This window comes from Priestia sp. FSL P4-0332, assembly GCF_038005845.1.
In the GTDB taxonomy this organism is placed as follows: Bacteria; Bacillota; Bacilli; order Bacillales; family Bacillaceae_H; genus Priestia.
This window is the reverse complement of record NZ_JBBOUA010000001.1, coordinates 3,716,552-3,740,307: the sequence shown is the minus strand read 5'-3', so window position 1 is coordinate 3,740,307 and position 23,756 is coordinate 3,716,552. Positions and strand designations below refer to the sequence as shown.

The window sequence follows — 23,756 nt, the reverse complement described above, 5'->3', positions numbered from 1 at the left end:
AACCCCTCCAAAAAAATGCTTGCAGGTAACGTTACGTCACCTTTTACACTGAATATATGTAAAAGGGAGGCGAAGTAAATTGAAACAAAAAAATCAAGGATTATGGACAATAAAATCATTCGTAATAATGCTGGTGGTCACGTTTATTGCTGTGCCTGTTTTCATTGAAGGAGCATTACAGCAAGCTTTACAGTCGCTATTTAAAAGTGAGCTCTATGCTGGAACAGCTACTGGATTTGTCATGGCAGCTGTGTTTTTATCAGCTCTGTATTGGCTGATGGTTCAGGCTGATGATAGAAAAATTGGTTTTCAATCGTTTTCAAAGCGTTACTGGCCGCTCATTCTTTTTTGGCTTTTGGTGCTGATCTTAGGAAGTGTAGCAATTGTTGTGCTCATGGAATGGTTTGGTATGACATATGAAAATAAAAAAACAAACAGTTTACAGCAGGACCTGTCGCTGTTTTCATTTATACTTGCTTTTGTTTCAGCCGCTGTAATCTCACCTTTTTATGAAGAGATAATCTACCGAGGATTTTTTTATACATGGCTGAAACGTAAAGGAGGAATTATGTTTGGATTAATGGGAAGTTCGTTTATCTTTATGCTGGTGCATATTCCAACGTACAATACCTTGCCCGTTAACTTTTTATCAGGTCTCGTGTTTGCCTGGGTGTACGAAAAAACAAAGTCGTTGCTTCCAAGTATGATCATTCATGCTTGTTTTAATGGAATCGCCGTTATTTTAACAGCGGCAGCTTAATGTAGTTTCGATAACGAGTAAGCTATGATTTATCTTACCATATTATGTCTACTGAAGAAGCGAATTGCAAAAAAGTAAGCGAAAAATGAACCGGAAAACTGCTAGAAGCACTGCTGTTTCTAGCAGTTTTTTATATATGCACGCACGCTTAAGGCTTGTCTTAAAGTGGACGTTAAGGTGTATGATAAGAGAGATTAAAGACAGCAATAAAAAGGAGAGGGTATCGATGCAATATCGAAAGCTTGGAGAAACAGGTCTGGAAGTGTCAAATTTATGTCTAGGTACCATGGCGTTCGGACGATGGATTGACGAAAAAGCGTCGGCAGCTATTCTACATAGCGCCATTGAAAATGGCATTAACTTCATTGATACAGCCAATTATTACGGAAAAGGGCAGGATGAAGAGTTTAGATACGGCACAGGGGAATCTGAAGAAATAATTGGACGTGCGTTAAAAGGAAAAAGAGATGATGTGGTGCTTGCGACAAAAGTCGGAATTGCCGTAGGAAAAGGCAAAAATGATAAAGGCCTTTCACGCACACATATTATGAGAGAAGTGGACAACCAGCTGCGACGACTGCAGACGGACTACATTGATCTTTATCAAGTTCATCTTTTTGATTCGAATACACCTATGGAAGAAACGCTTCGCGCGCTAGATGATTTAGTTCGCCAAGGCAAAGTTCGTTATATTGGCTGTTCCAATTACGCGGCGTGGCAAATCGCAAAGTCTCATCATATTAGTGACAAAATGAATCTTGAAAAATTCATTTCAGTTCAGCCTCAGTACAATCTTCTCTCTCGTGAAATTGAACAAGAGCTGCTGCCGTTTAGTCAATCTGAAGGTGTAGGCGTCATGGTATACAGTCCGTTAGCGCGCGGCATGCTTTCAGGAAAATATAAAACATCAAATGACGTGCCGCCAGAAAGCCGTGCTGCGCATGGTGAAAAGCTGCTGCGAAACTACTTTACAGACCGAAACTTTCAGCTGGTGGAGCAGTATCGCAAGTTAGCAGAAAAAAATAAAGTCAGTTTGTCTCAGTTTGCTCTTGCGTGGGTGCTAAATCAGCCCGCTGTAACATCAAGCATTATCGGAGCTAGCAAATTGCATCACGTAACAGATGCAGTTGAAATCAGCGATTGGATATGGTCAGAAGAGCTATTAAATACTGTGAATTCACTATATTGATAAAAAGTCCGCAGGTGCTCCTGCGGACTTTTGCGTTTAAATTTTAATTTCTTTTTGCATTATTTTTGCTTCTAGCGAGTCGTACAAAGCGAGCTTATAGTTAATTTGTTCAAGGTATTTAAACGTTTTGGCCATTTCTTCTTCTACCGCTTCTTTATGATGAAGCATCATGTTTTTTCGTTCTTTAATTGTGCTTTCGCCTTGTTTATAGAGCTCTACATAGCGCTTGATTTCTGCAAGCGGCATGCCCGTTGAGCGAAGAGCTAAGATAAAACGGATCCATTCAACATTTGTATCATTATAGAGGCGCTTTCCGTTTTCATCACGTTCTATAAAAGGAAGGATTCCTTCTTTTTCATAGTAGCGTAAAGTTGGTGCGGAAAGCCCGGTTTTTTTATTCATTTCTTTCATGCTATAAGACAAGATTGTTCACTCCCACTTGTGAATCGTAAAGCTTACTTTAAGGTATATGATAATCGATAGTTGAGTGTTTTATCAAATTCTTTTTCGGTTGTTAAAAAATATGGAACTTTTATACAGTTTGTCCGTAATAACAAGTAGACAATAATAAACTTACTGTAAAAGGTTAAGTAAAGGAGATAGAGTAATGAAAAAAATAAAATGGATTAGTTTTATACTGCTGCTGATTTCAAGCGGAGTCTTTTTTATCAATCATCAGTACGCCATTTTACTAGCGGCTTGGACTGCTTACGGAATGGCTTTATCAATCCTGGTTTATTTCTTTTCATACGGTATTAAGGATTCAAATCAAGAGTAAAAAGCGTATACGCTTTTCTTATTGTTTTCAAAATAAAAACAGAAAATGAAAGGGTGGAAGAAATGGGAGAACTTTTTTGGATGACTTTGTTCGGAGCCTGTATTTGGGTGCCAATAATTTGGAATAAAATTGCGATTGGCAAGCGCATCGCACACGAAGAAAAGAAAGCAGGACGTGATTTAACAGGGGAAATCAATCCGTTTACCGGAGGAAGAATGTAAATAGAGATTAAGACATATCTAAATTAATTCCATTGAAAGACGGACAAATAGGATAAATGAGCTCGTATGAATTACTTGTGACACCGCTGTTGATTTCCGTGCAAGACTTCGCTTTCCGCGGGCGGCCGGTGAGCCTCCTCGTCGCTTACGCTTCTGCGGGGTCTCACCTGTTCCACTTTTCTCGCAGGAGTCTTCGCTTTGCCCTCCAATCAACAGCTAGAAGCAGCTACATACATGAAACTTACATTCAGCCTATCCATAACAAATCCGAACGAATTTAATTCTCTACCAAGAATCTCAATGCATCGTTCAGATTTTCCTACCCTAAAATACTTTTGTCTCAGCCTCTTTATTAGTAAAGAAAGCAATAGTTTAATTTTGTTAGTAATAGTATAATTAACCATATTTATTTTGAATAGAAAGGCTGATGAAAAGGTGTTAATATTCTTTTTAGCCGGCACGGTACTTGTGCTGGTGATGATTATTTTTTCGCGTACGCTGTGGGTGCCCAGGGGAATGGCAGAACGTCTCAGCAAGAAAAAGTGGTTTCAAAACCATTGGCTGAGTGGAGGCTATTTGTTTGGCATTAATGCTTTATATTTTGGTACTACGATATTTTTACTCTATCTTCTTATGTTTACAGATATCCCTTATTTACATCTTGTTCTTATGTTTTTAGCGACGATTGTAAGTATTCTCACGTGGCGCGCTCTTAGTACAGCATGGACAGGGTCATTTAAAAACCGTCTTAAAATGTCTTTAACAGGAAGCAGCTTTTATTTAATATTGGCATTGATTATGTTGATCCAGTGGCTAAGCGTTAAGCCTCTGTATCCCAATGAAGATACGTTTATGCGAGCTTTAGGATGGATGCTTGGCTTTTTCGTTTCAGCCGTCGCTTTTAGTATATGTTTTATCTTCACTGCGTTTCTTGGAAAACGTTCAGCACGTGTGTAAGGATATCATCCGTTTATTAACGTTCTTTTCTAGTTAACTACTATTGACGAAAGCAGGGGTAAACGTGATTCGAGAAATTTTAGCTTCCGATGCAGCCGCTTTTTTAGCGTTAAATAAAGAGCTTGATCGAGAAACAGCATATATGCTGTACGAGGAAAATGAGCGTGCGACTACGCTTGAACAGCAGAAAAAAATGATTACAACTTTTTTAAAGATGCCGAACTCGACCATTTTAGTGGCGGAACAAGACGGACAGCTTGTCGGACATTTATCTGTGATTGGCGGAAGCGTTAACCGAAAAAAACACAGCGTATACTTAGCTGTTGGCGTGCTTCAATCTTATGGAAACCGAGGCATCGGCACTGCGTTGTTTGAAGAAATGGAGAAATGGGCAGCGCAGAGCGGCATCAAACGAGTGGAGCTAACGGTTATGACACACAATGAACCGGCCATTTCGCTGTATAAAAAGATGGGTTTTAAAACAGAAGGGAAAAAAATATGTTCGCTCGTTGTAGATGGAAAATCAGTCGATGAATATTATATGGGGAAGGTTTTTGAAAAAACGTGCTTAAAGGAGAAATGAACATGGAAACGACGATTGTTCAGTTAAATGAATGGGTGGTAAAGCTTCCTAAAAAGCTTGAAGTACTCTCTGAAGCAGCGGCGTCAAACCGTCCTGCTCCTAAGAATTGGTCACCAAAAGAAATTGCGGGTCACTTATGCGATTCAGCTATTCACAATTTGCAGCGGTTTATCAACGTGCAGCATGAAAAAACACCTTTAGCCCTGACGCCTTACAAACAAGATGAATGGGTAGAATTGCAGCACTATCAAGCTACGTCCATGGAAGAAATAGTTGCCCTATGGCGCAGTTTAAATAAGCAAATTGCTTCCGTTCTTTCCCATATACCGACAGAAAAGTATATGTATCAATTTGAATTAGAAGGTGGAAAGTTCGTTTCGCTTGAGTGGTTGGCTAAAGATTATATTGCTCATTTAGAGCATCATATTAAGCAAATTGACGCTCAACTGCCGCTAGGAGGCAAAGTGAATGAAAAAAGAACATAAAAAAGAAGAATCTCAGGTGAAAGTCGATTTTAGAGCAGGCCGCGCCTATGGTGATCATGAATACATAGAAAGTTCAAAAAAAGGCGTGCTTCTTGCTTTGTTACCAGTTCTGATCATTGCCGGAGGTATACTGTTTCTGATGGTAAAATGACAAAAGCCGCATTATAGCGGCTTTTTTTCATAGAGGTGCTGGGTTTTGTTTTCTTTGGGATTGTTGCGGCTTTCTAGAGTGGAAAAGCCTGCGTGTTCTGCGACTATTTTAGCTGCGGAAGGAAGCGTTTCGACTCTTTCCCATGATTCTGGATTCCACAGCTTTGATCGCTTGAATGCTTTGCTGCAGTGGAGAAAGCATTCTTGTACTTCGACGCCAATAGCGAGCAGCGGAGCTTTATTGTGAACCGCCATTGTTTCAAGCAGCGCTTTTTCTTTTACAATGCAAGCTTTGCCGTTAATCCGCAGCGTTTCTTCTATGCCTGGAATCAAAAAAAGCAGCCCTATTTGAGGATTAGATAAAATATTTTCCAATGAATCTACTTTTTGATTGCCGCGCCTCTCTGGAATCAACAGCTTTTTCTCATCGACGACTTGTACAAAACCAGGGTGATCACCCCGCGGAGAACTGGCGCAAATTCCTTTATAATCAGCTGTAGCGATGATGACAAAAGGGGAATGTTTAATAAATTCCCGGCAGTGTCGATCTAAATAAGGAATTATTTTTTGATGCGCCAATTTGTTAGGCGCGCCGACTATACGGCGAAGCTCTTCTTTCGTTTTTACTCGTTCTTTAAAGTGACTGTTTTTCATTCCTCTTTTCACTCCTACTGTATGCGTATACTGAAAATACCATTTTTATATATGAAATACTATATTTTTATATTTGAAAAACAGAAAAATCAGTATATTTAAATGAAGTAGAAGTGTTATAACGCTAGCTTCGGTCTTTTTTTAAATTTTTGATTGCGTTATCAAATATGTCATTAACCGTTTTCATATGTTCGCTGACAAGATGATTCGAGTCTTTTTCTCGCTGGCGCATGTCTTTTAACAAATCATCCATATCATCTAGCAAACTTTGAAAATACTCATCTTTTTGTTCTTCTTTCATTGTGGAATCGTCCATTTCATCAAGCTTATCGAGCTTATCTTCAATTTTTTTTAAGTATTCATCTCTCAAGAGTCTCACCTCATTTATAAAGTAGCCTTCTGCTTATTGTATGCAAAATGTTTGTTTGCATGAGTAAGAAGTAGAAAGTACATAAATAAAAGGAGAGTCTGAAGAGCTCATTTACTCCTTAGTAGGTTACTTTTTAGTTCCCATATTACTTTGAAGTGCGTACTTTTTTTTATTGTGTATATGCTTCATAATAAATTTTGTCAGGAGATAATATGACATTTAATGAATAGATCAGTCGTTGAGTTTACCTTCATACTGATCAATTTCTAAAATAGAGGTATAAAAATTTCAGGAGGTTTTATGAATATGAGAGAGATACTGCAAGGAAAACTAGGTTTTGGAACGGCACCACTGGGCAATATGTATCGTAATATTCCAGAAGAAGAGGCCATCGCGACGGTCGATGCTGCTTGGGAAAGCGGCATCCGTTACTTTGACGCAGCTCCTCTTTACGGAGCTGGCTTAGCCGAGATGCGCCTTGGTGAAGCCCTGTCAAAAAGAAATCGCGATGAGTATGTGCTAAGTACGAAAGTAGGTCGCGTTATTTCAGATGAACTAGAAGACACATCTTTACGTGATATGGGAGAAAAAGGCGGGCTTTTTGAATTTGGCCGTAAAAATAAAATTATCAATGACTACAGCGCAGATGCAACTCTTCGTTCGATCGAGCAAAGTTTAAACCGATTGAAAACAGATCGTTTGGACTTTGTGTATATTCATGATGTCGCGCAAGATTTTTATGGAGATGAGTGGGTAGGACAATTTGAGTCTGCTCGAACGGGCGCATTTCGTGTGCTTACACGCTTGCGTGAAGAAGGAGTTATTAAAGGATGGGGACTTGGAGTAAACCGAGTAGAACCAATTGAAATCATGCTGGAGCTGGAAGAAGCAAAGCCGGAGGTCTCGTTGCTAGCTGGCCGTTACACGTTATTAGATCATGAACGTGCGCTGCAGCGAGTGATGCCCGAAGCCGTAAAGCATAATATGGACATTGTTGTCGGCGGACCATACAGCTCAGGCGTTCTTGCTGGAGGTACGCACTTTGAATATCAAAAAGCATCTTCAGACATTATGGCAAAAGTAGAAAAAATCAAAGCTATTGCAGATCGTCATCAGATCAGCATTAAGGCTGCTGCTGTCCAATTTTCACTCGCTAATCCAGCAGTTGCTGCTGTTATCCCCGGCGCTAGTCGTCCAGAGCGTATTGCTGAAGACAAAGCAGCATTAAACACAGTAATTCCGGCAGCCTTCTGGGAAGAAATGCGTGAACAAAAGCTTGTAGCTCCTCATGCACCGCTGCCAATTAACGTTAAGTGAAGTTAGAGGATAAATGTTTAGTAAGTAGAAAAAGTGTCTCAAAGTTCCGATTTTGAGACGCTTTTTTTGTTTTGAGACAGAGGTTTATAAAAGATTTAGTGATGTCCGGCTATAAAAACGAACATTTTAACGATTTTCCGGATGGAATATTCGTTTTAATGTTGAATAACCATTTTGTATTTGATACATTTAGAAGGTGAAAAATATTACTCGTATATACTTGGAAATATGGTCTGAGTGTCTCTACCTGATTCCCATTCAAAGAACTGGACTACGAGTTAAAGTATAAAAATGTTCGGTTTATCAATACATAAGCGTTACGCCGTGCTTAATTTCTTATACTTTGACTCTAAAACCCTTAGACTATCAAAAATGTTCTAGGTTTTTTTCTTTTGTCCAATCATCGAGTGTATGAAACAGCAAAACGAAATGGAGTGAAAGTAACGATTTATGAAAAACAAGATGTTAAAAACAGGGACTTTACTTACTATTGGTATGGTTTTACTGCTATCTGTACTTGCCGGGTGTAACTCAGCTTCAAAAAAAGAAGCCGGAAATAAACAAAACCAGAAGCCTATCATTGTTCAAGGGCCGATGCCGATAGAAGCGCAGAAATTCGCTAAAAAATTAGAAAATGTAAAAGAAGAAAAGTCAGGGAATTTTGTTTTTTACAAAGGAACTGTCGATAATTATCCGGTCATTGTTGTTAAAACGGGAAAAGGAATGGAAAACACGGCAGCTGCTACAGCGATAGCTATAGAAAAATACCATCCTAAAGCGATTATCAACCAAGGAACATCGGGCGGACATGATGAAAACCTGAACGTATTTGATATTGTATTAGGAAAGAGAACAACAAACATAGGCTCTTTAAAAACAGAAGATAAAAAAGAAGGCGAAGGAATGGATCCTACTGCTTGGAAGCCGATGGATTTAATGGCTTCTGAAGGAAGCGCTGGAGAAGATCCTGATGCTGAAAAAGCTCGCTATTATGAAGGAGATAAGAAGTTACTTGCGGCTGCAAATGCAGTAAAAGATACATACAAAAAAGGTAAAGTAGTTGAAGGAACGATAGGATCAGCGGACACGTGGAATAACGAAGTGGATCGAATTAAGTGGTTCCACACTAAGTATGGGACGTCTGTAGAAGAAATGGAAGGCGCAGCGGCAGCACAAATTGCAGGAAGCTATGACGTTCCATTCTTAGGTATCAGAGTGCTATCTAATAACAAAGTAAACAATGGAAAATATAATCCAAACACAGCAGCCGCTTGTCAAGATTACGTTTATGAAGTAATTAAACGCTATATCAGCGCAAACGCCAAGTAAATCTTTGTTTGAAGTTTTGATGTGTTGCGTTATAATTAAGTGAAAAGAAGCTTATTGATAGAAATTCATTACATATGTTTTTTTATCTTTGGTGACTTGATGATATGTAAATATATGGCGGGCTGGATAACAAGTATTGAAAAATGCTGAGTCGTTAACCCATCATAAGGAAATTTGTACAACTATGCACAAATTTCTTTATGATGGGTTTTTTTGTGGAGGAGTGGAGGTACTGGAGACAACTAAAAAAGCAGCAGATTCTCAGACAGGCTACCAAGTTTTGGACGCTTTACGAACATAAATAGAATCAATGTAAGGAAGTTAGATAAAAGGAAGGGATACAAAGATGTTCAAACTATTTTTATGTAAAAAAAGGAAGTATCTAATTACGACATATCAAATTATTTTAAATATATCGCTGATTGTCCTTGGGTTTATACTTGTTTATTTTTTATTAAGAGAGCTTTTTTATATTATGAATGATGCCTTAACGGGAAATAATAACGTTCATAAAATTCTTGGAAAAGTACTGGTTTTCTTTCTATACTTTGCTTTTGTTTCAATGATTATGACTTACTTTAAGGAAAGCTGCCATTTCCCGTTAAGCTATCTTTTATATATTGGAATTACCGCCACAATACGATTTATCATTGTGAATAACAATTATCAAATTGGAAGTTTATTTTTATCGTTAGGAATTATCGCTTTAACAATTAGTTATTTAATGTTAACAAAAAAAAGATTAGAAGATAATGAAAGGAGAATTTGAGCATGAGTAGAAATAGAGAGCATGAATTTAGTAATTTGGTGCGCGAAATCCGTAAAGAGCAGGTTGGGAACGGACCTAGAGAAATCACTACTCGTTTTATAGATACATGGGCTGTTAGTGAAATGAAAGGCAATCTTACGAATGTAGAAAAATTTATGATAACTTCTCCTGAAGGCAAAAGGATGGTTCATGAGGCACGTACAGAACTAGTGAAAAAAATTTATGATTGCTCCGAGATACGAGATAAGTTTGAAAAACTTGTTCATGCAAAAATTGTAAGAGTTTTTTCAGACATTAATATTGAAGAAGATGTTGCGATGACTACTTTTGTTTTTGATAGAAAGTTAGATAATTAACTAAGATAAACTCCTTGTCGTACGAAGCAATCGAACTGCAAAAACACCAAAAACATAGCAGATATTTGCTGTTGTGGTTTGGATGGAAAGATTAGTATGACCTTAAAAGGAATACGGTTTATTAACCATAAAAGAAGCTGTCGCTAAGTCAAGCTTTTGGCTTAGCAGCGATAGCTTCTTTTAAACATTTATCTAGAAAGAGTTAAAGTTTATATAACCCTTCATACTTTTTTTTCAAATAATTAATTAACGGCTGAGCATCAATTCTACCTATAGAAAGGTTAGTTAAGATCTCTCTTGGCGTTTTTAGTTTTCCATACTGGTGGATATGCTGTTTTTGCCAGTCTGCTATAAGTGATAGGTTTTGACTCGAAATGATTTCATCAAAGTCAGGATTGTCTTTGATTACGGCTTCTCTTAGCTGAGCTGCATAAATGAAGCCTAGATTGTAGGAAGGGAAGTAGCCAAACGCTCCTCCGTACCAGTGGCCGTCCTGTAACACCCCGTCACGGTCTGTTTCCGGTTTGATTCCTAAGTACGCTTTATATTTTGCATTCCATGCGGAAGGAAGATCCGAAACGCGAAGCTTGTCAGCGAATAAATCTCTTTCTAGCTCGTAGCGAATGATAATATGCAGCAGATAGGTAAGGTCATCTGCTTGCAAACGAATGAGAGAAGGTGTGACTTCATTTAAGGCAAAGTAAAGAGTTTCAAATGAAATATCACCGTAGATCGCAGGTTCTAACTCTTTGAATAAGTGAGCGTGATTTCTCCAGAAGCCTTCGTGTTTTCCAATGATACGTTCCCAAAAAAGAGATTGAGATTCATGCAGTCCCATAGAAGTGTATGCGCCTAACCCTGTGTCAAGCAAGTCGGAGCTAATTTGCTGGTTATAGATAGAATGTCCGCCTTCATGTAAAAACATAAAAGCTGCCAGTTTTACATTGTGTTCGTCGTATCTTACTGCAAGCCGTGCGTCTTGAGGGTGAATGCCTGCACTGAACGGGTGGGCTGTGGTGCCGATTTGGCCAGACTTAAAGTTATAGCCAATAGCAGTGAGAAGGTGTTTTCCGAGCTTCTGCTGATTTTCTATTGAAAAAGGCTTGTTGAGAAATGATGTATCATGTGTAACCGAAGAGCGTTTAATTTTTGTCAGCAAAGGAAGAATAGCATCTTTAATTTGTTGAAAAAGCGAATCGATGGTTTCACTAGAAACGTCGGGCTCATATTCTTCTAAAAGCTGTTCGTAAGGAGCGAGGTGAGGATTACGGTACTCCGCAAATCTTTTATGCATATGAATCAGCTGCTGCAGGTTGTCTTCGACGAGCTTAAATTCATTTTGCTCTCTAGCCTGTGACCAAAGAGCATGAGTAGAAGCTTTTAAAACGGAAAATTGATAATAATCCTCTAGCGGTACAGCGGAAAGTTTTTGATAGATGTTCCAATAGTGCTGTACTTGTTTTTGCTGTAGTTGACTTAGGTTTTGTTCTTGAAGCTGCTGCAACTCTTTTGCGAAGGCTGGATCTGTTTGGAGCAGGTAAAGCTCTTTGGAAAGCGTGCCTTGAATGGTTGCGTGCTGCTTTTGACTGTTAGGGGGAGCAGATGTTTTTGCGTCCCAGGATAGGAGAGATAAAGCTTGTTTGTAGTGTTCGATCGTTGCAATATGTTCTTTAGTATGAAGACGGATGGCAGAGTTCATAATATCCTCCTTTAGATAAAATACTTTACTTATAAACATACTAAGAATTAAGAATTGAAACAAGACAAATTGAATCAGTAATCGTAAAGAAATAGTTTAATTTTGCTAATTTCACAAACAAATGGAAAGGTGGTAGGATGGTTAATATTCATACTAACCTTACAAAAATAGTGGGTTTTAAAAAGCGATTTTAAACATTGGGGGAATGACGTTGAAACAGGTTAAGGTAAAATGGTTATTATTTATTGTGATTGCTTTATTTGTCGCAGGTTGCAGCAATAATCAAGCGAGCTCAGGGAATAAAAGCACCAGTGCCGCTCAAAAAGACGGAGGTACGCTAAACATTGCGTTTCAAAGCGAGCCAACGACTTTAGATCCTCAAATTACAGGGAATTCTTCGGTTAAAGATGCGGCGCGAAATATTTACGAAGGACTCGTTATTTTTGATAGCAAAGGTAATGTAGAGCCTGATTTAGCAGAAAAGATTGACATAAGCGAAGATAAAAAAGTCTACACGTTTCAGCTGCGAAAAGGGGTAAAGTTTCATAACGGCAAAGAAATGACGGCGGACGATGTAGAAGCTTCGATTAACCGTTGGATCAAGCTATCTTCACTTGGTAAAACAAACTTTGTTGGTGCCCAGGTTAAGAAAACAGGAGACTATACGGTTGAGCTTCATTTGAAAACACCAAATGTGAATACACTGGCACTACTAGCAGATCCAATTCCAGCAGCCGCTATTTTTCCAAAAGAAATCATCGAAAAAGCACCTGCTGAAGGAGCTACTGAGTTCGTTGGTACAGGACCATTTAAAGTGAAGGAATGGAAAAAGAATCAATATATCACGCTAGAGAGGTTTAAAGATTATTCTTCAAAAGGACGAAAAATTAAAAAGACACCTCACGTAGATGAAATTAAAATTAGCTTTTTAAGCGATGAATCTACTAGAATTTCAGGCATTACAGCTGGACAGTTTGACATTGCCTTAGGTGTTTCAAGCGACAATGCGGCTCAAATTGAAAGTACGCAAAACGTTAAGAACAAGCTGGCTCCAGGCGGATTCATTGGTTTATTTTATAATACACAAGAAGGGTTCTTTAGCGATTTAAATGCTAGAAAAGCCGTAAATGCCGCGATTAATGCAAAAGATATTTTATCAAGTTCATACGGCGATTCCGATTATTATGAACTGACTTCATCGATTGTCAATAAAAAGTTTCCGAACTATTACAGTGAAGCAGGAAAAGAAGAGTACAATCAGCATGATGAAAAGAAAGCAAGAAGCTATTTAAAAAAAGCTGGATACAGCGGGCAGGAACTGCGTCTTTTAACTTCACGCGATTATCAAGATCAGTACAATACGGCTGTTATCGTGCAGCAAGAGCTTGAAAAAATCGGTGTGAAAGTAAAGCTAGAAGTGTATGACTGGGCAACGTTTACAGATAAAGTAAATGACCCTAAAGCATGGGATATTTACCCCGTAGACTGGGCGGCGCGTTCAACCATTTTTCAAGGATTTTGGACGTCAGGAGGAGCACCGGTTGAAAAATCAACAAAATACTTAGATAAAATCAAAGCGGCTGCTTCTGTAAAAGATGCACGACCAGCTATTGATGCTACGCAGAAATACGTATGGGAGGAGCTTCCGTTTACGTTAATTGGTCATAAAGTCAACATTAACGCGGTATCTAGAAATGTAAAAGGCTATGACTTTAACTTAGGGCCTGTATTTTATAACGTGAGCGTGAATAAATAACATAATGTAAGAACGAGCAAAAGTGGTTTTATACAAAAAAAGTTACGAAAGCGGCTGGGACAAAGAGTATTTTAGTTAAAGGAAAATCCGAACGATGAAGATTCTTGGTGGAGAATCCAACTCGTTCGGATTTTTTTGTAATGGGTAGGTTTCATGTATGTAGCAGCATCTAGCTGTTGGTTTCGTCATGTCTCAATTTCTTTCGATTATCTGTTTTTCACGCCGCTCATTAGTAAAAACAAAGGAATACGCATTCGCCGCTCGTAAGTTTCAACATTGTCAAAGTGTTCTTGTTGAGGGCACGCTTCCTTTAAGTTTGTGACCGTAAAGCCGCTTTGCTGCATCAAAGAAAAGTACTCTTCAAGCGTGCGATGATACTTTTGAACGTATCCGCCCATCCAGTGCTGCTGACGGAATCCCATTGAGAAGTAGTTATCCACCGTCCAGTTTGTGCGCAGAGCGGAAGGCTGCAAAGTGGAAGTAATGACTGGGTGTTCAACGGAAAAAATAAATCTTCCTTCAGGTTTGAGTGCTTGATTCACTTTAGTGAAAATGGAGGCTAAGTCTTCCATGTAGTGGAGAGACAGTCTTGCAGTAACCAAATCGTATTCGGTGCGTGGTGGAGTATAATGCTCCATCGATTCATGGAGCACTCTTGCATTTGGATAGTTTAAAAGCTGTTGCTGAGCCGCATTTATCATATTGATCGAGCCGTCTACTCCGGTATAGGAGAAACATCCTTGTTCCAGAAGCTCCGCGCCAAATCCAGCGTTTCCGCACCCTAAATCTAAAACGTTTGCATCTGTAACATCACCTAGAAGCTGTAAAATAGCGGGTTTTTCAATCGTATCGTTGGCATTTTCTTTTTGCTGCCGGTGTTTTGTATAGGCCAAAAACGCCTCGTCATTATCGTAAAATTCAGCTCCTGTTGAGATTTTCAACTAAATCAGCCTCCTCTATGCAAAGTACCTCATTATAATCATATATTCAAATTATTTACAATGATTTTGATAGATGTGGAAATGATGTTTTATTTTGGAGATAGTGCTATCATGTGGAGTAACCGGCTTGTACACGTTTATGGAAGATAAGTCTAAAAGCTAAGAGTTGGGTATAGAAAGGGTCACTCTATGCGTAACTCTTAGCTTTTGCTTTGAAGTCGTAGGGAACCATTTGTTTTGGCGTTGTTCTTATTTCGATAATTTTCCAACAATTGCTGCGTCTATTTGCTGAGATAATACGCTGTTAATCTCTTTTTCGTTCTCCACTTTTTCTAAAATTAGCTGCTTATTACCTGTCTTTATTTTTAACATCGTACCTGAGTGGATGGAGAAATCATCTCGCAGCTTTTTAGGAATAGTAAGTCGAAAACGGTCATCAATTTTTCGAGATTGAGCCGTAAATGTTAAAGTCGTTTTCTTACCAAAACTCATTTCATATTTTTGAATCACAATGTTATTTTCTTTGTTAATAAAAAATTGAACCTCCATGTTTGCATCCAATTCGACTGACGCTAAAAGTTCAGAGGTGAGCTGAATCTGCCGTCCAGTTAATGTTGCATAATAAGGAGGAGACGCCGCAGGTTTTCGTGAAAGCGCTATCGATTTTTCGTCTCTTTTTTTCATAACAATTTGCTGTTCTACCACGTATAGTTCTACATAATCAAAGGGCTTAAGTTCATAGTCATCTCGCAGGGATCTTGGAATGACTATTCTACCTATATGGTCAATTGTTCGAATGAAGATATGAGAAGGAACGGGGACATTTTCATCATGATGATCGATAATAATCCAATCATCACAGCTCCGTAAAAAAACTTTGTCGTTCGTCTCGAGTTCTGTTAGTTGCATAAACAAAGAAGGAAGGGATACTCTTCCCATTTCGTCAATTATACACTCTTCTTTTTTTGTACGCATCTTGCTACTTAATCCTTTCTAAAAACATTTTAGATGGGGTATGTTACTTAAATTACACAGCATTTATTTCTTTGTCAAATGAAGCAAATGAGTATTTATTCATCCTACAGATTGAGAAATACAGGAAGTTTGACCTCATTCAGTAGATGCACAGCTGTCCCGTGTAAATAATCATCATCTGAAGAAAACAGTTAATCTGTTAATTAGAAAAGCATAGAATAAAAGCGTTTTTCTTTCTTTTGATTTTATTGTCGGAAACAAAGGTTTAAAAAGAAGCTTCCTCCCTTTTCTAAAGAGTAGGTTTTTTATTAACAAAATGCAGCCGGATTTATGCTGAATGATGAATAGATTTATGCATATTAAGTCTAGAAAAAAATTTCAAGCGGTGCTTTTTTCACTTTTTTGGGAGAGCAGTTATAGTTGAACAATAAAGAAAAAAGCTCAAAGCAATGAGCTTTGAACCAATTTTTATCGTTTTTCAACCAGCAGTAAGATGAAGGTAGCCAGCGGTCCTAAAGCAAGAGATAATAAGAACCAGTTCAGACCCGTTCGATTTTTACCTTGCGCTAATCCGGCATTAGTTAAAGCCAGCGTTCCCCATTCTGCAGCGTATTGATTATCCATATGACACCCCGCTAATAATTGTTTCTTTATTTGATTAAAAAAATCTATATTAGCATAAATATCCATATTTTTGATTGGAATTCCTTAATTAGGGTGGAGAAACGGTGAATTTCTTCAAGAAGCAAAATTCCTATTCTCCTTAACTTAGTGAAGGTAGTAATGAATAAGAGAAGGGTGTACGTAGTAGACGTGAACGTATTGAGGACGATGATAGTGAAACTGATGCATATATTGATTCATAAGTCTTTGAATGGCGTTATACACATTGGGCGGATAGCCATAATAGCCGTGATGAATACCAACTCGAAACAAGGAAACGGGCGTCGTGTTATTGGTTCTGCACATTGTTCTACACTCTTCTGCGCTTTTAACCTTGCGCAGCTGCTCCACCCGCTGGTGCTCCGCCCGCCGGCGCAGCTTTTCGCTGTCCTAGTTCTTGATCGAGTATAAAAATAGCTGCAGGGTTATTTTGGGCGATTTTTAAGCGGTCTACAATCGTTTGGGCTTGAGCTTCTTCGTCGACTTGTTCTCGTAAAAAGTCCTGCACGATGACTAAAGTTTGAGGGTCGTTCGCTTGGCTGATAAAATGAAACGCTTGACGATAAGAATTCGTGACGAATTTCTCATGCTCCAGTACTTTTTGAAACGTTTCTAACGGTGTCCCAAACTCACTTGGCTGAGCAGGCAAAGAGCTTAATTCCACCGTTCCGCCGCGGTCAACTAAGTAGTCGATGAGTTTTAGCATATGGGTGCGTTCTTCTTCAGACTGCAGACGCAGCCAGCTGCCCATTCCTTTATAGTTTAATCGATTCATATAGTTAGACATAGCTAGGTATAAAGTCGAAGAGACGTGTTCAAGTTGAATTAAGTTATTGAGCAGTTTTTGAATTTGTTCGTTCATATTTGTTATTCCTCCTCAGGGAAAGGATTTCTTTACTATACTTGCTGCAACCATCACACTTTTTCGTGATGAAAGAAATCTACAGTGATACTATATGTCACTTCTTTAAGTAGGTAACTTGCCCATCCTTTATTGATGCTTCTTACTTACATATAAGGGTTGTATAATATAGGAATAAAAGTAGTTTAAAAGTCTCTTTTTTAGATGGTTAAAATTACTATGTTCTATTTAACCAATTTAGTGATAAAATTGTCACTCTATGCAATTTTAATTGGTGTGAAGGAGTCAGAAAAATGAATATGCAACACGTATTAATACCTGGATTTGAAAAGCTTGCGAGCTTTGTTTTCTGGTATCCATTTATTATGTCTTTATTTTGGATTGCAGGCACGCTTATTTACATACGCTATCGCGACCGAGATCCTAAAGTTGATTTTTCAGCAGTTGATTGGCCGTTAGTGAGCTTTTTAGTGCCTTGCTATAATGAAGAAGAGACGATTGAAGAAACGCTTAAGCACCTTTTGGCGTTAGATTATCCGTCTAAAGAAATCATCCTTATTAACGATGGAAGCACGGATGGAACAGCTGATATTTTAAAGGAAATCAGCAGAAATCACCCTGAAGTTCGTGTGATTCAGCTTTATGAAAATAAAGGAAAAGCCAACGCGTTACATTTAGGTGCACACGCATCTAAAGCTGAGTTTTTAATCTGCTTAGATTCCGACGCTATTTTAGATCAAGACGCTCCGTATTATCTAATCCATCATTTTCTTCATAAAGGGGAACGGCTGGGAGCCGTTACCGGAAATCCGCGCATTCGAAACCGTAATACACTGCTGAGTCGCATTCAGCTAGTTGAGTATTCTTCTATTATCGGTTCTATTAAACGAACACAGCGAATTTTAGGAAAAGTAATGACGGTCTCAGGCGTAGTGGTGGCTTTTCGAAAGAAAGCACTTGTGGACGTCGGGCTGTGGGATCGCGACATGATTACGGAAGATATCGCCGTGAGCTGGAAGCTGCAGCAGCGCTTTTGGGATATCCGCTATGAACCCCGGGCATTGTGCTGGATGCTTGTGCCCGAAACCTTAAAAGGAATTTGGAAGCAGCGAGTACGCTGGGCTCAAGGCGGACAAGAGGTAATGCTTCGTCACTGGAAAGTGTTATTAAAATGGAAGCAGCGCAGAATTTGGATTGTATACCTAGAGCAGTGGATCAGTACTTTTTGGTCATTCGCATGGCTGTTTGTGACTCTAATGCTGCTTGTTACCGCGAGCAGTCCTCAAGACATGCTGTTTTGGTTTACGTTTACGTCATTTTCCCTTGTGTTTATGAGCTTAATTCAGCTGTTTATTGCGCTGAAAATTGATTCGAAATACGACAACGTGAAGCGTTATTACGTATGGGCTGCATGGTACCCAGCGCTTTACTGGATTGTGAATACGGTTGTGGTAATAAGTGCATTTCCTCGCGCTATCAGATCTAGAGTGAAAGGAGGCTATGCTACATGGAGCAGTCCAGACCGCGGCTTAACGAAGAGCAAATCATGATTCAAGCCAAACAGCCTCTTGCTCGATTAGTGATAAGTATCATTATTTCATCTGTTTTTTGGCTGTATTGTGCCATTGTTCTTTGGTTTTTCCTTTCAGCTGTTATCGGCGTAAATGACCGTTACAGCGGGGTATTAAAAATTGCGTTCAAAACGACGAACGGCGAAATTCGAACGTTTTTAGTGATTGGACTCGCTATTTTTTGCTTCTTTTTCCTGGCTCTGTTTTTATGGAGATTCTACAACAAAAAGAGATTTGGAAGCTTAAACCGACGAAAAGAGCCGGCGTATACGAGCATCAAGGATTTAGAGCGTCTTGAGCTTTTATCCAAGAAGCAAATTCAAGAACTTCAGCGTGCGCATTACATTGAGTTTAATGTTAATCCGTTAAAGCATACTGAGGAGAGGAAGCACGCATGAAGAAATATGTATTCTTTCTTTTGATAGCGGCAGCGGTAGTTGGCTTTGTTTTCTTTAAAGTAGTGAACTGGGAAGACAAGGCGAAAGCCACAACGACCGTGGAGCCAGCGCTTGAAACGAACGGATGCTTAGGCTTAAATTATCATCGCGTGCGCAAGCATAATTGGTTTAACCGAATTGTCAGCTCAGTTACAAAATCTGATGAACTGACAGAGTACAGCGTTTACAGCAATGATTTCGAACATCAGTTGAAAAAGCTGAAGGAACTTGACGCTACGTTTATTACGCCAAAAGATATTGAAACGTATCAGCAAAAAGGCACGTTTCCAAAACGCTGCGTATGGATTTCATTTGATGATATTGACCGTACTGTTTATCAAAACGCGTTTCCCATTTTAAAAAAGGAAAACATTCCGTTTACGCTATATGTAATCGCAGGACAAGTGGGGGCAACGGATTTTCAAAATTTAAACATGGCTTCGTGGAGTCAGCTAAAAGAAATGAAAGACAGCGGCCTTGCGACAATTGGTTCTCATACATATGACATGCACCGCTTGGAAGAAGACAAGCCTTTATTTCTGACGCCTGCTAAATACAGCGCGTTTGCCCGTGATTTACGACAAAGCAAAGAAACGATTAAGAACCATTTAGGAATAGACCCGGTTTACTTTGCGTATCCATACGGCAACACAAATGATGACGTAGCTAAGATTGTGAAAGATGCTGGATTTCACCAGGCAGCTATCCTAGCGCCGCATCTTATTACAAAAGACAACGATCCTTATTATCTTAACCGAATTGTTGTATACAACAAAACCTTTCAACATCTTATTCTTCCGTGGCTGACACGTACGAGCTCATGAGAAGAAAGTGGAAAAAGAAGCTGAGACAAAAGTATTTAAATCGAAGGAAGATCCGAACGATGAATCGTTCGGATCTTTTCATTGTTAGGGTGAACGTAGGTTTACTGTATGTAATTGCTTCTAGCTGTTGATTGGAGGAAAAGGCAAAGACCCCGCAGGAGCGGAAGCGACGAGGAGGCTCACCGGCCGCCCGCGGAAAGCGAAGTCTTGCACGGAAATCAACAGCGGTGTCTCAAGCAATCCATACTAACTCATTTATCCAATCTATTCACGAAAAGGTATGTCAATTAAGTGAAGAAAGTACACTTTCATTTCTATAAAAATCATTTTAATGTTACCATATAAAAGTTGTGATAACAGACATGGATAAACGAAACGAGCTATCAATTCTTTTACAAACTATGCGTAAGAAGTTTGTGAAGGTGAAAAGAGGAAAAACAGCGATCCTACGCTTGCTATTTTAATAATGTAAGGCAATCGGACAGATTAATTCGTTGTCCGTTGCTGATTAAATTGTATTCATTATTCACGATTCCTCTCTATCATTTCGTCATGGGTTTTGTTTTATCGTTAAAATTTTGATAAAGGTGTATAGGCTATGGAAAACAGGCATTTTGAATATAAATTTAAAGAAGCGCTGAAAAAACTAAATGATATTGAACTTGCGTTAAATGAATCATCGATTGTAGCGATTACGGATAGTCGCGGATTCATCAATCACGTGAACGATAAATTCTGTGAAATTTCTAAGTACGAAAGACATGAGCTTCTCGGTCAAGATCATCGTATTATTAATTCGAAACATCATTCAAGCTTGTTTTTTAAAGAGTTATGGAGCACGATTAGATCCGGTAAGGTATGGCACGGAGAAATAAAAAATAAGGCAAAAGACGGTTCGTACTACTGGGTGGATACAACCATTGTTCCTTTTTTAGATGAACGAGGCAAACCGTATCAGTACGTATCGATTCGCAATGATATTACAAAACGAAAAGCATATGAAGAAAAAATTAAGCAAATGGCTTATTATGATCCTTTAACCAATTTGCCTAATCGCTACTGGCTAAACAAGCAGCTGAAAAAATTACTTTTAGATCGAGAATCTCCTGAACTGCTGGCCATTTTATTTTTGGATTTAGACCGCTTTAAATCAATAAATGATACGCTTGGCCATCATCACGGCGATGTGCTGCTGAGACGCGTAGCAGAAAGATTAAGAAAATGTATTCCTTCCTCTGATTTTATCTCGCGGCACGGGGGAGATGAGTTCATTTTAGTGCTGCATTCACTAAAAAATGTTGAGGAAATTGAAGAAATGACCGAGCAGATTGTAAAAGAAATGTCGCTTCCTTTTTATATAGACGGAGATAAAGTGCTAACCTCTACAAGCGTTGGCATCAGCCTATTTTCAAAGGAATGTCAGCAGCATATTATTCCAAAAGACGCAGATGAACTAATCGACCGGCTGATCAAGCAAGCAGATATTGCGATGTATGTAGCAAAACGGAATGGACGAAACACATATGAAATGAGTTCGTCTTCATCTAATGAACGAATAATTAAAACAATCAGCATGGAGAATGAGTTAAAGTATGCGCTAGAAAGACATGAGTTTCAGCTCGTTTATCAGCCGTTAATCGATTTAAAGACGTCTGGTGTGATAGGGGCGGAAGCGCTTATCCGCTGGAATAGTGCAAAATTTGGTACCGTCTATCCAAATGAATTTTTGCCTATTTTAGAAGAAGTGGGTCTAATTGTGCCAATTGGCAAGTGGGTGTTAGAAGAAGCGTGTAAGCAGATGAAAGCATGGACGGAGCTGAATTCAAAAGCGAGTAAAATAGGAGTGAACGTATCACCTATTCAGCTGAAGTCCTCACGATTCGTAGCGGAGATGGAACAAATTTTGAAAAAAACGAGCCTTGAGCCGCACTTTCTGGAACTTGAAATCACTGAAAGCGTTATTCAAAACAGTCAAGAATCAAAAAAAGTGTTAAACCGTCTGCGGAGTCTAGGGGTAAAAGTGGCGATGGATGATTTCGGAACGTGCTATTCTTCTCTTAGCTATCTGAAACACTTGCCGATTAATACGTTAAAAATTGATAAATCATTTATTGACGAATTAGACGAAGTCGGAAAAGTGCTGGTGGAAACGATTATTCAAATGGGAAAGAAACTTAACTTTGATCTAACTGCAGAAGGAATCGAAAACGAAGAACAGCTGCAGTTTGTGACGGAACAAGGCTGTCATATCGGTCAAGGGTATCTATTCGATAAGCCGCTTTCTCCTGAGAAAATGAGCCGTTTGTTGAATTGAAGGAAAATCATATGTACGGAAAGAAGCTCTTTAATAGAGCTTTTTTTTTATGGTTTTTAATCGTATGGAAGGAGTGAGAAATTCGTGAAAGAGTACGTTGGAATCTGCACAGTATGTCAAAAAAATGTGTACTGTTTAGAGGGCTTTTTAAACGGTGTGGTTGTTGAAGGGAAGCTTGTGTGCTTGGCGTGTGAAGAAGAGGAGAAGCGTGACTCTCATAAAAACAAAAACTAGCTACCTGGGGTAGCTAGTTTTTGTTTACTGCGCATTCACTTTTTCAGCTTGCCAGTAATACTCGCTGAACACATCTGAAAAGGCTTTGACAGTGTTTGTAAGTTCTTCCATATTGTTATCGACGCCGCCTACTTCAATTAAAATGGAGCGGTCGGATAAGTCTTGATTATATAACCCGTTATTGCCGCTTGTTTTCTTTTTGCTTAATACTCCTCGGCTAAGGCCTGGATATTTTTCCTCTAGCTTTTCATGAATCGCTTTGGCCATTTTAACGTTTTCATCAAATTTCGGGTTTGCTTCACCTAATACAATCATCATTTTAGCGTACGATTTGCCGTTGATAGCGGCCGTTGTTTTTTCTTGGCGCAGTGAATCCCGATGAATATCAATTAAATAATCGACGTCTTTGTTTTGCTGAAGAGCCGTTTCCACCACGCTGCGAGACATCGCATAGGCTCGTCCTGTACCCCAGCCTTTTTCATTCAGCTTTTGCGTCATATTAGTTGTATCTACTTCCGAACCGATTCCGTCTGCTTTTAATTCCATTCCTAGCATTTGACCAACGAGCGTGATGTTGGTTTTGTTATCAACGGCTTTATTTTCGTTCGCTTCACCTTGCATACCAAGTAAAGGGAAATAAGATTCCCAGCTGTGCGTGTGGTAGATGTACACAACTTTTTTGTCTCCCGTACTTTGCTTGGCCTGTGTTTGAGACTGTTTTTTGCTTTCTTCGTACGTTTTGCTTTCAGCAGGATCCAAATCACGCTCGCCTGAAATGCTTTCGAGCGGAGGAGCCGATTCATGAGGAATCGTGGTATAATCCGTTCCTTCACCGGCTAATAGAATATGAGAATCAAAAATAGAAAATCCGGGCAGTTCTGATCCAAATAGACTTCTTGTATCTGCCACGCGAATATTCGTCGCAAGCTGCAGGGCGACAGAAGAGAGAGGAGGCGGGGAGAAGTCTTCTTCAAAGGCATGAGAGAAATGATGGTTTTCCGTATGCATGAAGTAGAACAAGCTTTGGGCTTTATAATTTGATAGTGCTTGATAGACAACGTTTGAGCGCAGCGTATGCTGAAGAGTTGAATACGTGACGGTAAAAATAGCGGCAGATGTTAAGAGAACAAATAGTATAGCGATAATTAATGATTTATAAGAAAGGATCCAAAAAAGCTTTTTAGGCTTTTCAGTGAACTTGTTTTTCATAGAGTAAACCTCCTCTAATAAAATTTTGAAATCAGCGGATGAGAACTCTAAGAGGAGAATGTTATGTATCTACTATTTACTCTATTAAAAAGAAATAGAAATATGATAGAAACCATGATATTTAACACCACATAAAAAAGTTTATATTAGGGCATACTGTAAAAAAACGGTGCGTGTTGGAGCTGGTTAGATGAACGACTCATGGGTTTATCATCATTTTATTAATACATTTTTATTTCCTTTAACAATGTTTGGCGTGGCATTTTGTGTGCTAGGGGTGTTGCTGTACATGCTGTGGAAAGAAAAGCAAAAAGAAGGACCAAAAGAAAACAAGAGCTCTTAAGTAAGAGCTC

Annotated in this window: 31 protein-coding genes and 1 riboswitch; of the genes, 20 read left to right on the top strand and 11 right to left on the bottom strand. The window is 39.0% G+C overall.

The window, feature by feature from the left end:
* Nucleotides 1-79 precede the first annotated feature (79 nt).
* Together MKY06_RS19690 and MKY06_RS19685 are read left to right on the top strand one after the other, a co-directional pair.
* Nucleotides 80-760 (top strand): CPBP family intramembrane glutamic endopeptidase, encoded by a 681-nt coding sequence (locus MKY06_RS19690; protein WP_029323728.1) that lies wholly within the window; start codon nucleotides 80-82, stop codon nucleotides 758-760.
* Nucleotides 761-986: 226 nt separating this feature from the next.
* Nucleotides 987-1,949, top strand: a complete 963-nt coding sequence (locus tag MKY06_RS19685; RefSeq protein WP_014458714.1) for an aldo/keto reductase — start codon at nucleotides 987-989, stop codon at nucleotides 1,947-1,949.
* 36 nt (nucleotides 1,950-1,985) lie between these two features.
* On the opposite strand, the gene MKY06_RS19680 is transcribed toward MKY06_RS19685, so the two are convergent.
* Nucleotides 1,986-2,372: a MerR family transcriptional regulator gene (locus MKY06_RS19680; protein WP_013058539.1), complete on the bottom strand. Its 387-nt coding sequence runs from the start codon at nucleotides 2,370-2,372 to the stop codon at nucleotides 1,986-1,988.
* A gap of 184 nt (nucleotides 2,373-2,556) precedes the next feature.
* Here MKY06_RS19680 and MKY06_RS19675 point away from each other — a divergent pair, with 184 nt between their 5' ends.
* Nucleotides 2,557-2,727: a hypothetical protein gene (locus MKY06_RS19675; protein ID WP_013058538.1), complete on the top strand. Its 171-nt coding sequence runs from the start codon at nucleotides 2,557-2,559 to the stop codon at nucleotides 2,725-2,727.
* Nucleotides 2,728-2,789: 62 nt separating this feature from the next.
* The gene (locus tag MKY06_RS19670; RefSeq protein ID WP_013058537.1) at nucleotides 2,790-2,948 is read left to right on the top strand and encodes a hypothetical protein; all 159 of its coding nucleotides are present in this window, start codon (nucleotides 2,790-2,792) and stop codon (nucleotides 2,946-2,948) included.
* Between the two features lie 18 nt (nucleotides 2,949-2,966).
* Here MKY06_RS19670 and MKY06_RS19665 read toward each other — a convergent pair whose 3' ends face one another.
* Nucleotides 2,967-3,161: a hypothetical protein gene (locus MKY06_RS19665; RefSeq protein WP_223268982.1), complete on the bottom strand. Its 195-nt coding sequence runs from the start codon at nucleotides 3,159-3,161 to the stop codon at nucleotides 2,967-2,969.
* Nucleotides 3,162-3,383: 222 nt separating this feature from the next.
* Here MKY06_RS19665 and MKY06_RS19660 point away from each other — a divergent pair, with 222 nt between their 5' ends.
* From MKY06_RS19660 to MKY06_RS19645, 4 genes are all read left to right on the top strand, one after another.
* Nucleotides 3,384-3,905: a hypothetical protein gene (locus tag MKY06_RS19660; protein WP_029323724.1), complete on the top strand. Its 522-nt coding sequence runs from the start codon at nucleotides 3,384-3,386 to the stop codon at nucleotides 3,903-3,905.
* 64 nt (nucleotides 3,906-3,969) lie between these two features.
* Nucleotides 3,970-4,488 (top strand): GNAT family N-acetyltransferase, encoded by a 519-nt coding sequence (locus MKY06_RS19655; RefSeq protein ID WP_013058535.1) that lies wholly within the window; start codon nucleotides 3,970-3,972, stop codon nucleotides 4,486-4,488.
* 2 nt (nucleotides 4,489-4,490) lie between these two features.
* The gene (locus tag MKY06_RS19650) at nucleotides 4,491-4,973 is read left to right on the top strand and encodes a DinB family protein (protein ID WP_029323722.1); all 483 of its coding nucleotides are present in this window, start codon (nucleotides 4,491-4,493) and stop codon (nucleotides 4,971-4,973) included.
* Nucleotides 4,957-5,124 carry a hypothetical protein gene (locus MKY06_RS19645; RefSeq protein WP_013058533.1) on the top strand — a complete coding sequence of 56 codons (168 nt, stop codon included), beginning with the start codon at nucleotides 4,957-4,959 and terminating at the stop codon, nucleotides 5,122-5,124. Before MKY06_RS19650 ends, MKY06_RS19645 begins: the two co-directional genes overlap by 17 nt.
* 11 nt (nucleotides 5,125-5,135) lie before the next feature.
* Here the strand turns inward: MKY06_RS19645 and MKY06_RS19640 are convergent, their stop codons facing one another.
* Both MKY06_RS19640 and MKY06_RS19635 read right to left on the bottom strand, forming a co-directional pair.
* Nucleotides 5,136-5,777 carry a pyridoxamine 5'-phosphate oxidase family protein gene (locus tag MKY06_RS19640; RefSeq protein WP_098526546.1) on the bottom strand — a complete coding sequence of 214 codons (642 nt, stop codon included), beginning with the start codon at nucleotides 5,775-5,777 and terminating at the stop codon, nucleotides 5,136-5,138.
* A 124-nt stretch (nucleotides 5,778-5,901) separates the two neighbouring features.
* The gene (locus MKY06_RS19635) at nucleotides 5,902-6,156 is read right to left on the bottom strand and encodes a hypothetical protein (protein WP_253880620.1); all 255 of its coding nucleotides are present in this window, start codon (nucleotides 6,154-6,156) and stop codon (nucleotides 5,902-5,904) included.
* A 297-nt stretch (nucleotides 6,157-6,453) separates the two neighbouring features.
* Here MKY06_RS19635 and MKY06_RS19630 point away from each other — a divergent pair, with 297 nt between their 5' ends.
* The 4 genes from MKY06_RS19630 (at nucleotide 6,454) to MKY06_RS19615 (ending at nucleotide 9,918) form a co-directional block, all read left to right on the top strand.
* The gene (locus tag MKY06_RS19630; RefSeq protein WP_063672497.1) at nucleotides 6,454-7,464 is read left to right on the top strand and encodes an aldo/keto reductase; all 1,011 of its coding nucleotides are present in this window, start codon (nucleotides 6,454-6,456) and stop codon (nucleotides 7,462-7,464) included.
* A gap of 190 nt (nucleotides 7,465-7,654) precedes the next feature.
* Nucleotides 7,655-7,758, top strand: a riboswitch (purine riboswitch).
* A 156-nt stretch (nucleotides 7,759-7,914) separates the two neighbouring features.
* Nucleotides 7,915-8,793, top strand: coding sequence for a 5'-methylthioadenosine/S-adenosylhomocysteine nucleosidase (locus MKY06_RS19625; RefSeq protein WP_013058529.1), 879 nt, complete (start codon nucleotides 7,915-7,917; stop codon nucleotides 8,791-8,793).
* A 346-nt stretch (nucleotides 8,794-9,139) separates the two neighbouring features.
* Complete coding sequence (locus MKY06_RS19620) at nucleotides 9,140-9,562, top strand: phosphate-starvation-inducible protein PsiE (protein WP_013058528.1); 423 nt, start codon at nucleotides 9,140-9,142, stop codon at nucleotides 9,560-9,562.
* Nucleotides 9,563-9,564: 2 nt separating this feature from the next.
* Nucleotides 9,565-9,918: a DUF2294 domain-containing protein gene (locus MKY06_RS19615; protein WP_013058527.1), complete on the top strand. Its 354-nt coding sequence runs from the start codon at nucleotides 9,565-9,567 to the stop codon at nucleotides 9,916-9,918.
* A 202-nt stretch (nucleotides 9,919-10,120) separates the two neighbouring features.
* Here MKY06_RS19615 and MKY06_RS19610 read toward each other — a convergent pair whose 3' ends face one another.
* Nucleotides 10,121-11,617, bottom strand: a complete 1,497-nt coding sequence (locus MKY06_RS19610) for a carboxypeptidase M32 (protein WP_098322303.1) — start codon at nucleotides 11,615-11,617, stop codon at nucleotides 10,121-10,123.
* Between the two features lie 205 nt (nucleotides 11,618-11,822).
* Between MKY06_RS19610 and MKY06_RS19605 the strand changes: the two genes are divergently transcribed.
* Nucleotides 11,823-13,373, top strand: a complete 1,551-nt coding sequence (locus MKY06_RS19605) for an ABC transporter substrate-binding protein (RefSeq protein WP_061859425.1) — start codon at nucleotides 11,823-11,825, stop codon at nucleotides 13,371-13,373.
* A gap of 206 nt (nucleotides 13,374-13,579) precedes the next feature.
* Here MKY06_RS19605 and MKY06_RS19600 read toward each other — a convergent pair whose 3' ends face one another.
* The 5 genes from MKY06_RS19600 to MKY06_RS19580 all read right to left on the bottom strand — a co-directional run bounded on the left by MKY06_RS19600 (nucleotide 13,580) and on the right by MKY06_RS19580 (nucleotide 16,814).
* On the bottom strand, nucleotides 13,580-14,314 hold the full coding sequence (locus MKY06_RS19600; RefSeq protein WP_029323706.1) for a class I SAM-dependent DNA methyltransferase: 735 nt from the start codon (nucleotides 14,312-14,314) through the stop codon (nucleotides 13,580-13,582).
* A 249-nt stretch (nucleotides 14,315-14,563) separates the two neighbouring features.
* Nucleotides 14,564-15,289 carry an AbrB/MazE/SpoVT family DNA-binding domain-containing protein gene (locus MKY06_RS19595; RefSeq protein ID WP_029323704.1) on the bottom strand — a complete coding sequence of 242 codons (726 nt, stop codon included), beginning with the start codon at nucleotides 15,287-15,289 and terminating at the stop codon, nucleotides 14,564-14,566.
* Nucleotides 15,290-15,757: 468 nt separating this feature from the next.
* Complete coding sequence (locus MKY06_RS19590; RefSeq protein WP_172802884.1) at nucleotides 15,758-15,913, bottom strand: hypothetical protein; 156 nt, start codon at nucleotides 15,911-15,913, stop codon at nucleotides 15,758-15,760.
* A gap of 144 nt (nucleotides 15,914-16,057) precedes the next feature.
* Nucleotides 16,058-16,258 carry a hypothetical protein gene (locus MKY06_RS19585; protein WP_137738906.1) on the bottom strand — a complete coding sequence of 67 codons (201 nt, stop codon included), beginning with the start codon at nucleotides 16,256-16,258 and terminating at the stop codon, nucleotides 16,058-16,060.
* A 22-nt stretch (nucleotides 16,259-16,280) separates the two neighbouring features.
* Nucleotides 16,281-16,814, bottom strand: a complete 534-nt coding sequence (locus tag MKY06_RS19580) for a ferritin (RefSeq protein WP_098322301.1) — start codon at nucleotides 16,812-16,814, stop codon at nucleotides 16,281-16,283.
* A 293-nt stretch (nucleotides 16,815-17,107) separates the two neighbouring features.
* Here MKY06_RS19580 and pgaC point away from each other — a divergent pair, with 293 nt between their 5' ends.
* The 6 genes from pgaC to MKY06_RS19550 all read left to right on the top strand — a co-directional run bounded on the left by pgaC (nucleotide 17,108) and on the right by MKY06_RS19550 (nucleotide 22,194).
* Nucleotides 17,108-18,364, top strand: coding sequence for a poly-beta-1,6-N-acetyl-D-glucosamine synthase (gene pgaC, locus MKY06_RS19575; protein WP_029323698.1), 1,257 nt, complete (start codon nucleotides 17,108-17,110; stop codon nucleotides 18,362-18,364).
* Nucleotides 18,322-18,783 (top strand): poly-beta-1,6-N-acetyl-D-glucosamine biosynthesis protein PgaD, encoded by a 462-nt coding sequence (gene pgaD, locus MKY06_RS19570; protein ID WP_013058519.1) that lies wholly within the window; start codon nucleotides 18,322-18,324, stop codon nucleotides 18,781-18,783. Before pgaC ends, pgaD begins: the two co-directional genes overlap by 43 nt.
* A complete protein-coding gene (locus MKY06_RS19565; protein WP_013058518.1) occupies nucleotides 18,780-19,646 on the top strand; it encodes a polysaccharide deacetylase family protein in 867 nt (288 codons plus the stop codon). Before pgaD ends, MKY06_RS19565 begins: the two co-directional genes overlap by 4 nt.
* Before the next feature lie 131 nt (nucleotides 19,647-19,777).
* Entirely contained in the window at nucleotides 19,778-19,966 is a 189-nt protein-coding gene (locus MKY06_RS19560; RefSeq protein ID WP_098322298.1) for a hypothetical protein, read from the top strand.
* Nucleotides 19,967-20,244: 278 nt separating this feature from the next.
* Nucleotides 20,245-21,960: a putative bifunctional diguanylate cyclase/phosphodiesterase gene (locus MKY06_RS19555; protein ID WP_289917318.1), complete on the top strand. Its 1,716-nt coding sequence runs from the start codon at nucleotides 20,245-20,247 to the stop codon at nucleotides 21,958-21,960.
* 84 nt (nucleotides 21,961-22,044) lie between these two features.
* Nucleotides 22,045-22,194 carry a hypothetical protein gene (locus tag MKY06_RS19550; RefSeq protein ID WP_013058515.1) on the top strand — a complete coding sequence of 50 codons (150 nt, stop codon included), beginning with the start codon at nucleotides 22,045-22,047 and terminating at the stop codon, nucleotides 22,192-22,194.
* Nucleotides 22,195-22,218: 24 nt separating this feature from the next.
* On the opposite strand, the gene spoIIP is transcribed toward MKY06_RS19550, so the two are convergent.
* Nucleotides 22,219-23,403, bottom strand: a complete 1,185-nt coding sequence (gene spoIIP / locus MKY06_RS19545) for a stage II sporulation protein P (protein WP_013058514.1) — start codon at nucleotides 23,401-23,403, stop codon at nucleotides 22,219-22,221.
* 190 nt (nucleotides 23,404-23,593) lie between these two features.
* Between spoIIP and MKY06_RS19540 the strand changes: the two genes are divergently transcribed.
* On the top strand, nucleotides 23,594-23,746 hold the full coding sequence (locus tag MKY06_RS19540) for a hypothetical protein (RefSeq protein WP_013058513.1): 153 nt from the start codon (nucleotides 23,594-23,596) through the stop codon (nucleotides 23,744-23,746).
* Nucleotides 23,747-23,756: the final 10 nt, after the last annotated feature.

Coding starts and splice junctions, on each gene's coding strand:
- MKY06_RS19650 (WP_029323722.1), top strand. CDS start 4,491: ATGGAAACGACGATTGTTCAGTTAAATGAATGGGTGGTAAAGCTTCCT.
- MKY06_RS19595 (WP_029323704.1), bottom strand. CDS start 15,289: ATGCGTACAAAAAAAGAAGAGTGTATAATTGACGAAATGGGAAGAGTA.
- MKY06_RS19625 (WP_013058529.1), top strand. CDS start 7,915: ATGAAAAACAAGATGTTAAAAACAGGGACTTTACTTACTATTGGTATG.
- MKY06_RS19670 (WP_013058537.1), top strand. CDS start 2,790: ATGGGAGAACTTTTTTGGATGACTTTGTTCGGAGCCTGTATTTGGGTG.
- MKY06_RS19555 (WP_289917318.1), top strand. CDS start 20,245: ATGGAAAACAGGCATTTTGAATATAAATTTAAAGAAGCGCTGAAAAAA.
- MKY06_RS19610 (WP_098322303.1), bottom strand. CDS start 11,617: ATGAACTCTGCCATCCGTCTTCATACTAAAGAACATATTGCAACGATC.
- MKY06_RS19685 (WP_014458714.1), top strand. CDS start 987: ATGCAATATCGAAAGCTTGGAGAAACAGGTCTGGAAGTGTCAAATTTA.
- pgaC (WP_029323698.1), top strand. CDS start 17,108: ATGAATATGCAACACGTATTAATACCTGGATTTGAAAAGCTTGCGAGC.
- MKY06_RS19540 (WP_013058513.1), top strand. CDS start 23,594: ATGAACGACTCATGGGTTTATCATCATTTTATTAATACATTTTTATTT.
- MKY06_RS19675 (WP_013058538.1), top strand. CDS start 2,557: ATGAAAAAAATAAAATGGATTAGTTTTATACTGCTGCTGATTTCAAGC.
- pgaD (WP_013058519.1), top strand. CDS start 18,322: ATGGAGCAGTCCAGACCGCGGCTTAACGAAGAGCAAATCATGATTCAA.
- MKY06_RS19580 (WP_098322301.1), bottom strand. CDS start 16,814: ATGAACGAACAAATTCAAAAACTGCTCAATAACTTAATTCAACTTGAA.
- MKY06_RS19605 (WP_061859425.1), top strand. CDS start 11,823: ATGACGTTGAAACAGGTTAAGGTAAAATGGTTATTATTTATTGTGATT.
- MKY06_RS19640 (WP_098526546.1), bottom strand. CDS start 5,777: ATGAAAAACAGTCACTTTAAAGAACGAGTAAAAACGAAAGAAGAGCTT.
- MKY06_RS19585 (WP_137738906.1), bottom strand. CDS start 16,258: ATGTGCAGAACCAATAACACGACGCCCGTTTCCTTGTTTCGAGTTGGT.
- MKY06_RS19620 (WP_013058528.1), top strand. CDS start 9,140: ATGTTCAAACTATTTTTATGTAAAAAAAGGAAGTATCTAATTACGACA.
- spoIIP (WP_013058514.1), bottom strand. CDS start 23,403: ATGAAAAACAAGTTCACTGAAAAGCCTAAAAAGCTTTTTTGGATCCTT.
- MKY06_RS19565 (WP_013058518.1), top strand. CDS start 18,780: ATGAAGAAATATGTATTCTTTCTTTTGATAGCGGCAGCGGTAGTTGGC.
- MKY06_RS19590 (WP_172802884.1), bottom strand. CDS start 15,913: ATGGATAATCAATACGCTGCAGAATGGGGAACGCTGGCTTTAACTAAT.
- MKY06_RS19615 (WP_013058527.1), top strand. CDS start 9,565: ATGAGTAGAAATAGAGAGCATGAATTTAGTAATTTGGTGCGCGAAATC.
- MKY06_RS19645 (WP_013058533.1), top strand. CDS start 4,957: ATGAAAAAAGAACATAAAAAAGAAGAATCTCAGGTGAAAGTCGATTTT.
- MKY06_RS19630 (WP_063672497.1), top strand. CDS start 6,454: ATGAGAGAGATACTGCAAGGAAAACTAGGTTTTGGAACGGCACCACTG.